Annotated in this window: 5 protein-coding genes; all 5 read right to left on the bottom strand. The window is 38.1% G+C overall.

The genetic code is table 11. From position 1 onward, the window contains the following. Positions 1 to 176: 176 nt before the first annotated feature. The 5 genes from TOL5_RS07040 to TOL5_RS07020 are packed head-to-tail and all read right to left on the bottom strand — an operon-like array spanning position 177 to position 13,779. Positions 177 to 647 carry an SMI1/KNR4 family protein gene (locus tag TOL5_RS07040; protein WP_121775501.1) on the bottom strand — a complete coding sequence of 157 codons (471 nt, stop codon included), beginning with the start codon at positions 645 to 647 and terminating at the stop codon, positions 177 to 179. Between the two features lie 14 nt (positions 648 to 661). Then, the gene (locus TOL5_RS22695; RefSeq protein ID WP_010591123.1) at positions 662 to 820 is read right to left on the bottom strand and encodes an HNH endonuclease; all 159 of its coding nucleotides are present in this window, start codon (positions 818 to 820) and stop codon (positions 662 to 664) included. Between the two features lie 54 nt (positions 821 to 874). Then, positions 875 to 1,147, bottom strand: coding sequence for a hypothetical protein (locus TOL5_RS07030; protein WP_005032613.1), 273 nt, complete (start codon positions 1,145 to 1,147; stop codon positions 875 to 877). Next, a complete protein-coding gene (locus TOL5_RS07025) occupies positions 1,128 to 13,199 on the bottom strand; it encodes a hemagglutinin repeat-containing protein (protein ID WP_221260687.1) in 12,072 nt (4,023 codons plus the stop codon). The genes TOL5_RS07030 and TOL5_RS07025 overlap by 20 nt, the downstream gene beginning before the upstream one ends. Positions 13,200 to 13,254: 55 nt before the next feature. Next, complete coding sequence (locus tag TOL5_RS07020; RefSeq protein WP_121775499.1) at positions 13,255 to 13,779, bottom strand: toxin-activating lysine-acyltransferase; 525 nt, start codon at positions 13,777 to 13,779, stop codon at positions 13,255 to 13,257. Positions 13,780 to 13,804 lie beyond the last annotated feature (25 nt).

The raw sequence follows: 13,804 nt of genomic DNA, 5'->3' as shown, positions 1-13,804 counted from the left end.
AATCTTAAGCTCTTAGGTCTTAATGAGCTAGAATCACTTCTCATAAACATAATTTTTATTTTTTATTTTTTATTTTTTATTTTTCAAATATATTTATATTAATTTTATATTTTATTTTCTACAGATTAAAATATGAGAGCTGTTAAGCAAATAACAGCCCTTTTTATTAATATCTACTATTCATGTAACAAATTTAAAAAATCATCAAAATTATTAGCTACATTATTAACAACCATAGAACTTGCTCCATCTTCATAATCAACAAAGTCATCATGATAAACCAATACTATTTTGGGTTCTGTACCTTCAATATTATCTCTATAATCAAAACAAATATAGTCACCATTTGCGCATATTCCAAAAACAACTAGATTTTTTATACCATAATTTTCAAGATCATTTACATTACTCTGATTGCTTAAAATATCACCATCCAAATGATTAGTTTTAAAACTTAAAAAATTTAAATCCCGTTCATCTTCTTTTTTATAAATATTTTTAAAATCAAAAATATTTTCAACTGGAGATAAAGCATCATGATCTTTTATTAAATTAATATAACTTGTAGGAAAGTTATATCCTAAAATACTCTCAACTTCATGTATTATATCTAAGGATACTTGTCCATTATCATCATAAATACGCATCTTATTTTCCTACCTTAATTATTACCACTTGATAAAGAATTTTGTCCTGTATGAGGTACAGCTTTATTCGAATGAAATTCAGCTGGAACTAATTGCATATTTTTTGGTGATGATTGAGCATTGTGGTCCCATGTATAACCATCAATTTGAGATTCTCCTAAACGCAATTGCACTAATTGACTATATGAAAATTCAGAATTTTAGCAATCCATTAAAAAAATAGTATTTTAAGGGAGTTCATAACCAGAATTCTTCATATTTTCAATAATTAGCTCATCAAACTGTTCATCACTTATTCCTCTTATTGATTTTATACTTCTCCAATTCCATATTAATGGTAAAACTTTGCTGTCTAGCATTGTAAAATGAGCTAAAAACATATCTGCTAAGTCATATTTATCTAAAATATTATTCTCTAAAAGAAATGAATTGAATACTTCACTTGGCCTTTTACCACTTAATATTTCATTAAAAGATTCACTATTTTCCGAATATGACATATGTTACTCCTCCACTGCTTTCAATTTCTTCAACTTTTGTATAACCATGTCTTTGAGCAATTTTTCCTGTCCAAGTATTTAGTGCAGCATCATTAGGTGACATACCTTTTGCTAAATTAGCAGAATATTGTGCTGTATTAACACTATCGGTTCCTGAAATCCATGCCCCACGTATTTTATTTACTTGTATACCCTCCTGATTCAAACGTTGAATTGCACTACTAAACATATCAACACCAGATGCATTCATATAAGGATGATCAGGTGCTGATCTTATATCAAAACCTAAAATACCATTTTTATCAACATTAACAATTAGCCCTGCTACACCTTCAGGATTCCCATACCTCATGGTTATAATTCCATTCTGATTTTTGAAAATAAATTCATCAGTAATATCAATTTTTGGTTTAGGAATAGTAGTACTACTTGAAGAATTACTCTTTGATTCTAAATCACTAAGACCACTATTTTTATTTGAATCACTTCCCACAGCCATAGTCGCCCCAATAACTTCAGATTTTCCTACATCTCCATTTGCATCGGGCTTTCCAGTCATGGTAGTTGCTCCACCATTGACATCAGGTGTCCCAGCTACCGTTGCAGGTTTTGGTGTTAAATGATCATCGACGTTTTTAACGACTTCTTGCAGGGCTTTACCCGTTTCAGTAGTCGCTTTCTTCCCAACTGCACCAATACCAGCTCCACCTATCAACTCACCATATATTTGTGCTTCAAGTCTCGCTTTCTCATAGTCATCTTGTTGCATCTGGTATAGATCTAATGTGGTCGTGTATTTTTCTCTATTAATCGCTTCAGCATCTATAACTTTTTGCGCAATTTCTGGGGCGTTTTTAATAACCGTAGCTGTTGTATCTATCGCCTTTTGAGTACTTTCAGCAGGTTTTTCAACAAAATCAACAATCCCATTTAATATATTCCATCCTGTTTCTACAGCACCTTCGATACCTGTTTTTAATCCTTCAACAGTTCCTACAGCTGTACCCGCATCACGTTTTAATGGTTGAAGTAATTGATCACCAAGACCAAGTTCACTACTTTTAATTGCCCCATGATCCTGAATAAACTCTTTTTTATCGTTGTAATTTGCTGATTTTGTATCCGCACTTCCTCCAAGAGTATTTGTTAGAAATACATCTTTATTTTTAAAATCATCTGGCGATGCAGTAAAACCTTTACCCTCAGTATCTATATAAGTTTTAGCCTTTTCTATTTCAGAATCAGTTAAATGACCTGCATATGTATCCCTTGTTGCCTCGACTCGAATCGTTGGAAATGCACCACCATTTGGTGCAGTGATTTCTAAGTTAGGTAACCCATCACTATTCAAATCACTTACAGAAGTGTTGGCAGTTTTAGCACGTAAATATTGATAGCCTTCTTGATATTTTGATATTTCTGATTCAGATAGACTCCGATCAATACTATTTTTCCACCCTTCATCGATATTGTATAAAGCGCCTCGGGTTAAGATTGTTTTCGCATCATCTTCACTAATTCCTTTTTCTTTTGCATATTCTTTCGCTAGCTTTTGAATGAGATTAACTTCTTCTCGATGCAACTGACGATTATTTGAATCGACATTTACTGCTGTGCCTACACTTGACGTATTTAATCCAACCACAGTTCCTGCACCAAATAGTGCCAAACTGCTTACACCGTTAACAACTGCCTCTGCGCTATCAGTTTTCATTCCTTTTTCAGTCAATGTTTTGACCATATTTTCTTGAATTTTATTTAGTGTAGGTGCAGCTGCTGCAATACCACTTGTTGTTAAAGCACCTTCTATTGAACCTGTACTTAAAGCACCAATAGCTGTATGCATTGCAACTCGATAAACTCCTCCTTCATCCCATTTTTTTGCTTCTGCCTCATTTCCAAGTAATCTTTGTTTTAATGCTTGTTGTTGTGCATAGTCAGCTACAGCCTTAGGCGCATTCTCTCCAAACTTCTTCGTCACTTCCATCTGCAAATTGATTTCACTTTGAACCTTGTCTTTATCAAAGTTATTTTTCAACGCACCACTGTTTTCTCGGGCTGTATCTGTTGTCACACTGGTCAAGATGTCTGACTTGATCTGCTCAGCGGTTTTACCTGTTAATGCTTGCTGACCTTGTTCATCTCGAATGGTGATATTTGTCGTATTGATACCGCTCTTGGTCACACTACTGTCTTTATCACTGTCTAAACCAAAACCGATCGACTTACTTACACCTGTAGTCGTGGATGCATGCTGATCAATTTTGTTTGGTGTAGAAAGTACAGTATCAGGGGTTTTACCACCTTTTTCATCGCTTTTGCCTGCATTAAACCCTGCACTTAAGCTAATACCTTTGGCATCATACTCACTGACATTACGAATATCTGAATGCGTCAATGTGCCTGTATCCAAACTATTTTTCTTTAAGTTTTCAGCAGTTTGTGTCGAGGTAATGATCGCTCCTTTCAAATCAGTATTATTCTTCACCTTGATCTGATAACCATCATCTCCAGCGAAAACTCCTGACTGTTCGTTTACCGATGCATAATTGGCATTTACATTCGACTTACTAAAACTGCCTGATGCATTAGCACCATTGGTTCCGACACTAACTTGCCCTGAGATATTTTGTTGCTTGCTTTGATAGGTTGCTTTGTCTTGTAAGCTTTCGATATTTAGTTCATTGGCATCAATCTGTACACCTTTACCTTGTACCTGACCACCAATAATATTGGTTGCATTTCCACTACTGATCGTGGTTGAACTGTCTTTAGAACCAACATGACTGTTCACATAACTGGTGTCTGTCCCATTGCCTTTGCCTTTTCCAAGATTTCCTCCAGCAGTGACCCCAAACCCTGTTTGATTACTGACTGAAACCCCTGCATTCCAACCTGCACTCTTGTTGCCAGACGCTTCAATGGTTTTTTGTTCAGCCGCTTTTATGTTGACATCATGATCGGCTGCCAAATGAGTCCCTTGCATACCCACAACATCCGAACCAATGATATTGATATTGGATTTTTCACCTGCCCCAGTGGCAACAATATTGGTTTTACCACCTGCATAAACTTGACTTTGGCTGGCTGTACTACTTTGTGTTTGACTAAATTGGGTATTTTTCTGTTCACCGTAAGTCAGACTAACACTGACTTCCACATTACCATTCAGCTTACTTGCATCCGACAATGCACCTTGTAATTTGCCTAAAGCCTGCCCAGCTTTGTATGCATCAAATCCTGCATTGGCTGCTGCCATGGCATTAACACGATCATTTTTACTCTGACCCACTTGTTTGCTTGAATCCACTACGGATTGCACTGCACTGACCACTGGAACATTCACAGCAAGTGTTAAGCCCTTTTGTTCCATTTCATATTTATAATCACGGGTACTTTGTTCTTTTGCAGCTTCAATATTGACTTGTTGTGCCAATATATTTACATCACCCTTTTGTGATGAAACCGTACTTCCGGTCTGTTGGTAAGTGTTGCCTGCAATAATATTGGTATTGCCATTTAAACTGCCGACCATTGAACCTGTATTGGTCAATTGGGTATTTTGTTGTTCTGTCAGCTCTTTCTTTGAACCTACACTAAAACCAATCCCACCACTCGACATCAAGCCTGATTTTTTTGTACTGTACTCGGAGTAATCTAAATATTTATTTTCAGCACCCGTAATACTGACATTCTCTTTCGCCTGAATTTGTGTGAGTTCATCTGAAACCACCTGACTACCACGAATATTGATATTGTTGGCATCAAGGATCACATTTTTACCATCAATACTACTACCGATCGCTTCATTGCTGATTTGATGGCTTTTCTTTTGTTCTGTTTTTTTACTTAAAAAGCCTGTACTTTGAATTTGCTGTGCTTGTTCACTATCGCTGCTTTGACGTCCTTCAATAATATGAATGTCTTGTTGTGCTGACAGGACTGTTGAACCCAGTTCACTTGAAATTTGTGAACCTTTTACAGTGATATTATTCCCTGTAAATATCACATCGCCTTTGCCTTGTAGGGTTGAGCCGATATCTTGTTGTTTTTTGATATCGCTATAAGTATTCGCATCGGTTACTGCTCGATTATTGCTTGAGGTTTCTATCCCCCCAACACTTAAGTTCCCTTGAGTTTCAATACGGGTATGCCCTGTGTTGTTAGCAATCTGTGCCCCTTGAAGTGTGCTGTCTCCTCCTACTCGAATCGAAACCGTTGTTTTTAAGTTTTCTGGATCTTGAGCTGAAATTTTAGAACTTAATGGAACTGATGTATAAATACCTGCTATACGGTCAATACCTGTATACGTCGCCTGACTCTTGCCCAAATCATTGGCACTACTTTGTGTAGAACTAGCAAGTTTAAAATTCTGACCAACATCTAAAACCACATTTTCTTTGGCTTGAATTGTGCCACCGATAAGATTGAGATCTTTTTGGGTTTTTAATCCCACTTGATTGGCTTGAATTCGACCATTCAGCACATCTACATTTTCTGCGCTTAAAACAACTGCCTGTCGTCCTGCAATCGTCCCCGAATTAAATACATCACCTTTCACATCTAATTTAATCGAGTCAGCTGAGATCAGTGTTCCATCACCTTTTAAGTCACCAACTCGCGCCTGAACATAAACCTGTGGAACCAGGGCCTTGGTGGTGGTTCCATCGGCAAGTTTGATGGTTTTTTCTTCCAACCACACAATATCACTGGTGAGTTGCGCAATTTGAGCATCGGTTAAAGCAATTCCAGGTCTTAAGTTATAAAGTTTGGCAAAGCTTAAACCATTATTCATCAATGCCTTGTATTGCTCTTCATCAGAACCATAACCTTCAAGGAAGCGGTAACCTGTGAGTTTTGCTACTTGGTCTTGAACGAGGCGTTGCTCATAGTATCCATCTCCTAAACGTTTTTGTTTCAACGCTGGATCAATATCCAGTGCATCTAACATATAGTCTGAGGACAGCCATTTTTTATAATTAGAAAAAGCTGGATCTGTTTCAACTAAATATTTTGCTTGGCTATCTTTGGTGGTAATAAATAATGCATTACTCGGTAAGTTCAAATAATCTTGCGAAACAGTACGGACGCTGATGTCATTGGTTTGACTAATCGCAGTTGAATCAGTTGTTACACCATCGATTTGATGATCTTTAACCTGATCGACATGATGTTGTTGGGTATTCACATCCGTAGACTGTTTTGCATTGACGTCCAGTTGATCTGGGTTCAATGGTGTTTTTAAGTCGGATGCATCTTGGTCAACCCCTACACTGGCATGCACATTCAGTTGTTGATTTTGGGCTTGCTGGATATTCAGTTGTCCCTGCTTAACAGATTGCGCATCCTCTATTTTTTGTTGGACTTGCTGTGTGGTTAAGCTTTCAACAGGATTATTGGATTGACTTGCTGTATATTCTTTGACTATACCCAGCTTGATTGGCTGGTTGGTGATCACATCCGCTGGTGTATGCGGAGTTTCACTCCTCCAGCGATTACAATGATCCTTTCCACAAGTTACTACCCAGTGGAAGCTTTTTTTATTCGTTTCCGCATCTACGCGTGTCACACTTCTTAAATCTGTTCCCTTGTTGGTGATTGCATCAATACCATTGACAATTGCTTTACCCACCAAGACTTGACTGTCTATATTTTTAAAATCAGCACTTGAAGCAAATGCTAAATTCCCTCCCGCTATAATTTGTGCTGGACTGGTGCTCTCCACCTCATCTTCAAGTTGAAGTTTGGTATATTCATACTTGTACCAATCTTCGCCATATTCTTCACGCCCTGGCTCCCCAGCTTTATTTGAAACCCAAAGCACCGCATCTTCAGCACCTCTTTTACTTTTGGTAAAGCGAACCTCGCTTTGATCCCAACGGTTGTTATCATCACCATATTCAACAATGTCTTTGCGACTTTTTTCGACCAGTTCATTGATCACTAAGTTTTCATTCACATTCTGAATATTTTTAGCACCCAGATACATATTACCGAATGACTCAATCACCGCACTGCCATTATAGATTTTATCAGCATTGCCTTGGGCTTTTAGATCTGCATCTAAACTTCCCCCAATATTTAAATCACCTGCACTAAAAATCCACGCATTGTCACGCCCATTATCTTTGACTAGACTGCCCGATTTGTTGTTTAAGATTTGAATCCCTAAATCCATATCACCGCGTGATGCAATTACAGCACCTGTACCAGAAGAGTTGGACTTGTTATCCAGAGTATTGGCTTGAATCGCAACATGTGTACCATAAATTCGTGCACCATCATTCCAAACACGATTGGCTTGAATATGGGTGAGCTCACCATTGATTAAGCCTTGGTTGTGTAGGGTATCTTGTGCAATCAGATGCGTCTCATTCGATGAAATACTCGCACCTGTTTGATTTTGAATATTTTTTGCATTGAGTTCAACTTTTTGCCCTGCTGTCAATTCAGACTGATTGATTAAATCCTGTTCTGTACTGAGTTTCAGTGTGCCATTCGCAGAAATTTGATCTGCTTGGGTATGGGTATAGCTTTGCTTTAAGTCGATATCAACATTACCTTCACTGACGATCTTACCTTTATTGATCAATTCATTGGCTTTCAGATTGAGTTGATTTTTTGCGAGTAACTCACCATTTGTATTATTTAAATTCAGCGTTTTATTCGCTGTACCAATGCTAAGTGTATTCAAACTACTGATTGAACCCAATTGGTTGCTCAATTGGTTGTTGATATTCAATATTGCATTGTCGCTGGCGCGAATCACACCAGCTTGGTTATCGAGTGTTAGTGCATTGATTTCAATATTTTTAGCATCAAGCCCACCTAGTACAGTGCTATCATTGGTCTGTGCATTGATGAATTGATTAGCGGTTGCGGTCAATTTTGCACCTGCAACAATATGACTGCCTACACCACTGTTATTGATCGTATCCGAATTTAAACTGACATTTTGCTGTGCCTGAATTTGCCCAGCAAGGTTATCAATACGCCCACCCGATGTTTGCTGATGAATGTTTAAGTCTGCTTGGCTATTGATTTGACCGCTATTGTTATTGATATTCTGCGCAGCAATGTTGGCTGAACCAATTGCCGCAATATAACCACGAGTATTTTCAAGCTGAGTAATATTGAGCAGATTAAGACTACCTTGGCTGAGTATTCCAGCATTGTTGCCTGAATTATTATTCAGCAAGGCATTTTGTTGTGTATCAATCTTAACTGACTGTTCAGCTTGAATTAAACCTGTTTGGTTATCCAATTTGCCTGTTTTTAAATCTACAGTTTTGGCAATGATTTTACCGTTTTGATTACTGAGCTGCTGTTTTTGGGTATCAATACTGAGCTGATTCTGTGCCGCAATCTGCCCAGCTGTATTATCTAAACCAACACTATGTAAACTTGCATTTTGTGCTGCATAAATATCCCCTTTTTGATTAAGCAACTGTCCTTGTGCTGCAATGTAAACATCTGATTTTTCTGATCTGATCGTACCTTCAGTATTATCTAAAAGGCGGCTTTGAATATCTAAATTTTTTCCAGCAAACAATACACCATTATTATTTTGAATATCCCCTTGAACATCAATTTGCGCTTGATTTTCTGAGTAGATCTGCCCTTGCTGATTGTTCAATTGCTTGGCGTTTAAACCCAGCTGATTTTTGCTATAAATCGTGCCTGTTTGGTTATTGATTTTACTCGCCTGAATATCAGCATTTGTGCCCGCAAAGATTTCTCCCTTTTGATTATCTAAATCCTGTTGAACCTGTAAAGTGAGTTTATTTTGTTCTGAGCGGATTTTACCTACCGTATTGAGAATACTATTGGCTTGTATTTGCATGTGTTGATTGGCTGCAATAGTACCAGATTGGTTGTTGAGTTGATCTGCTACATTGAGATGTAATTGATCTTTGGCGTAAACAGTACCATCAGTATTATCAACTTGTTTTACCGTTGCATTAAGCGACTGTCCTGCAATCACTTTACCTTTTTGGTTGCTGAGATTTTGTGCATTCAGATCAATGGATTTACCTGCCGAAATTTCTCCCGCTTGGTTACTGATATCCTTTTGCACATTCAGTTTAAGTTGATCTTGTTGTGAACGAATTTGTCCTGCATCATTGATAACAGAACCAGCTTTGAGATCAGTCAATTGTTCAGCAACAAAAACACCTTGAGTATTGTTTAGCTCAGCTGTTGCCGAAAGTAGTAATTGTTCACCAGCGTAAACCACACCCTCAGTATTGTCTAAGTTGTTCAGTTGAATATCGGCACTTGCACCCGACTGAATTTTACCTTTTTGTGATGTAACGTTCTGCGCTTTTAGATTCAGATTTTTTGCTGCTGAGATTAAACCACGATTGTTCTGAATATCTTGAACAATACTTAAATTGGAATCGGCATTTTCTGAACGGATTTGTCCTACATGATTCAACAAGTGCTGTGTATTTAGGTTTAGATTTTGTTCTGCTGCAAGGGTACCTGCACTGTTATCAGTTGTACCTGAGACATTGAGATCCAGTTGTTTCTTAGCGTAAATTGTCCCAGATTGATTATTCAAATCTGTGACTTCGAGTTGTGTATCGGTACCTGAAAGCAGTTGCCCAGCTTGGTTTTCAACTTGGGCAGCCATGATATTAAGTGCATTTGCACTTTGAATACTTCCAGATTGGTTGTTTAAAGTTTCAGCAATGGTGAGATTCGCATCACCAGATTCAGTCTGAATCTGACCTTTGTGATTATTTAGATTTTTTGCATCTAGTATAAGGTGCTGTTTTGCAGCAATTAAACCCTGTTGGTTAGACACATCTTGTGTTGCATGCAGTCCTAATTTTCCTGCTGCGTAGACAGTACCTGTGACATTATTCAATTGAGCTGTTGCTATAACTGCATCACGTCCTGCAATTATTTTACCTGACTGGTTATCGAGTTGTTGTGTCACCAGTTTTAGGTCTTTGTCAGCAAGTGTTTGAATCACACCTTGCTGATTATTCAGCTTCGATATATTGAGCTGAGCATCACCAGCAGCACTGATCACGCCAGAAGTATTGTTCAATGTTTGCGCAACATTCACATTCAATTGCCTATTGGAATCACTTTGAATTAGTTGCCCTTGTTGATGACTCAGCTCAGTTGCTTTTAAATCAATATTTTGTGCGGCAGTAAGTGCTTGATCTAAATTGGTAATGCCTAGATCAAGTTTTAGATGGCTATTACTTTGGATCTTACCCTGTTGTCCTTGTAGGTTTTTTGCAGTGATTTTTAACTGTTGATCACCCGCATGTAAAATTTCACCCGCTTTGGAATTTAAAGTGTTGGTTTTAATTTCAGTACTGTCGGCATTACTAATGATCTGACCTGCATTGTTATCAATCCGATTTGCCACATCCAGAATAAAAGCATTTTTACCTGTATGTTGAATTAAACCTTGGTCATTATCGAGTTGTGCTGTATTGAGATTGATCTGTTCTGCACTATATTGCCCTTTTTCATTGTCAATATTGTGTGTTGCAATTAAATCCAATTGTTGATTTGCAATGATTTTGGCATTGTTGGTTTTCAATTCAGTGGTTGCAATATTGATATTCTGCGCTTGGCTTTCACTTAGGCTTAAGTCTGTGCTTTGAGCTGCTTTAATTTGAATTTGTTTGCCTGATAAAATCTTGCCTGCAATCTGTACATTTTGTGCATCAAGAGTCAATGTAGCATCAGCATTGCTCAGTTTCCCTTCTGAATCCAATCCAGCAGCCCATACCGCATTTTTATCACTGGTGATCGTATTTGCTTGAACATTGATTTTATTCAGTGCCGCAAGCTGACCATATTGTTGCAACTGATTCACTGTTAAATCAGCACTATTGCCAGCATAAATTTGTCCCGTACTTTGTAACTGTAAGGCATTCAATTTAAGATTTTGCCCAGCAATCAAATGACCTGCTGAATCTTGCGTCGTACCATTATCAATTTGATCAACAGTGATTGTTAGATCTGCCTTTTTCGCTTGAATCGTGCCTTGCTGATTATTTAGGCTTTGTCCATTGAGCTGAACATTTTGCGCAGAAATCTCTCCCTGACGATTATCTAAAGTTTGAATAGAAAGTTCAGCATCCGCGTTGACTGAACCAATAACACCTTGTGTATTATTGGTGGTCTTAGAGTTTAAACTTAATCTATCTGCTGCAAGGATTTGCCCTTGGTTGTTATTAATTTCTGTTGAATTTAAATTGAAAGCTTTAGCACTTTGCACACGTCCCTGTGTATTATTCAGCTGAACCGCATTGAGATCAAAGCTTTGATTGGCATCAATCAAGCCTTTTTGGTTATCCACCCGCTGTGCCGTGATATTTACCACTTTAGCCGTCAATTTACCTTGTTGGTTTTCGAAATTTTGTCCATTAAATTGCAATTCAGGCAGTTGAATTTCACCGCCATTATTTTTAATACTGTCTCGTACATTTAAGCTAATGTCGGCATTGTTAACAATTGCACCGTCAATATTACTCATGTCTTGCGCAATCTGAATATTGCCTGCTTCGAAAGTTTTTGGTGTTAAATCTGTTGGCGCAACTTCAACTTTACTCGAATCTTGTGCAGAAGACTGTTGCTCTGGATCCGTCACACTCGGTGTTGTTGTTCCGCCTGATGTTCCACCTGTTCCGCTACTCTCTTTCGTCGCCTGTCCAACCAAACCTTGAGTATTGTCTAAAGTTTTTGCATGAATATTCAGTTGTTGCCGACCTGTTTGCTCAATTTTACCTGCATTATTGCTTAAGTTTTGTGCAGTAAAATCAATACGCCCAGCATTGATGACCCCCTCATTATTGTCAATCTTGGCTTGCGCTTTGAGTTTAATTTCATCATTAGTCGCGATCAAACCACTGTTCTGAATATTTTCAGCTTGAATTTGGATCTGATGCTGGGTACTGCTGATATTGCCACTATTCTTAACCTGTTGTGCTTCAACAATAATTTGATCTTTGTTGGCAATCATATTACCCGTATTGATCAAATCACCATTGGCATTCAAACTCAGTTGACTTGTAGTCGCATTGATTGAGCCTGCATTACGCACACCTAAACCATTTTCAGTCCCCACCAAATAGATTTTTCCAGCATACATCCCACCCAATTGACCAACATCAAGGGCAAAGTTAGGCTGAGATGTTGTATTAACGCCACTGGTTGCTTTGGCAATTTGAGGTGCAGATGGGTCTTGAACATTAATATCGTTTTGACCCAATACCGTTTTTAATTCATTGGCATATAAGCCTGCATTGACATTTAAAGCGCGTGCATAAATATCAGTATACGGGGTTAAGCTTCCATTTAAACCTTTTCCTTCAATCGTGACTTGCCCTTCACGTACTCGGAATGAATCAAGATAGCCTTGATGCATCACCGCTTGACCGGTGGTTAAAGTAAAGCGGTCTGCATTAATCACGCCACAGCCATCACAGACCAAACCTGATGGATTGGCAATGACAACTTGAGCTTGTTTACCTGCAACTTCCAAATAACCTTTGAGCTGACTTGGATTACTGCTGTTCACCTCATTCAGAATAACCTTGGCTTCACCTTTGGCGAGCCATGGATTACCTTGTACCCAACCGCCCAATTGGGTTTGGGTATTGTTTCGCGCATTATTCAGGATAGCGCCTTCTTGCCCCACATCAAATTGAGTATAGGTATTGCGTGATACACCGCCAGCGCTTGGGGTTTGAATATTGACTTGAGTCAATCCATTGCTGGTATTAAGTATGGTCGCTTGTTGTGAGTTTGGCGCAGACTTATCAGCCACAATATGACTTTCAGCGATCGTCGCCATAGGCAAGGTGTAAATTGCTGCCCCTAAGAGACTGACCACTGCAAAATTGACTGGATTTAGCTTTTTATAAGTGATTGAAAATGCACCAGTGATATCTTCTATTTCGATTTCACCCTCTGCATGTGATTGTCCTGCTGTTTTCGTTCGGCTTTTTACAATCTCAGCAACTGCAATAAACATTCCACGTGCTTGGCTATAAATAACTCTATAACGATTTTTATTCATAATGTTTTACCTTAATATTTTAATATTTTTTCGATATTGAATTTTTTGAAATCCATCAATGATTAGTGGCAAGAATCGGATGTTGTTTGATCCATTCTCTTAACGCTAATTTAGAAACTGACTTGCCATGAAATGTCATGACTTTAAGTCCACGTATATTGCCTTTATGGTAAAGCGCCCTAAAACATTGCTCAGGGAACAGGTACTTTTCAATTAATCTTTTCATCAAAGCGCTGTGACCTAAAGGTGCAAACCAATTAATCAACCATATACGATCACCACAATTCCAATTTGGCTGCGTATAGATCCAAGGCTCTGAATTTACATATTGAGCTTCGGACTGTTCATCTAAATTTGCCCATGAAATATAGCCCAAGGGCTGAGAATTATGGCTGAACAATGCAAATTGACGACTTTTGATCGTCGGCAGCACACATAATGCAAGATCTGAAATAGTTAATTTTTTGCAATTCTCAGATACAAACCATAACCATGTCATTGCACCAAGAACCTCTGCTTCATTCCACTGTTCAGTTGAAAAGAGTGCGGGGGAAATGACATCTATCTCTTCAAATTTCATTGTTGTAGCCTATTCTTTTTAAATA

This window comes from Acinetobacter sp. Tol 5 (assembly GCF_019702905.1).
GTDB lineage: Bacteria > Pseudomonadota > Gammaproteobacteria > Pseudomonadales > Moraxellaceae > Acinetobacter > Acinetobacter bereziniae.
Note: the sequence above shows the minus strand (reverse complement) of the source record. Positions and strands in the feature narration are given on the sequence as shown.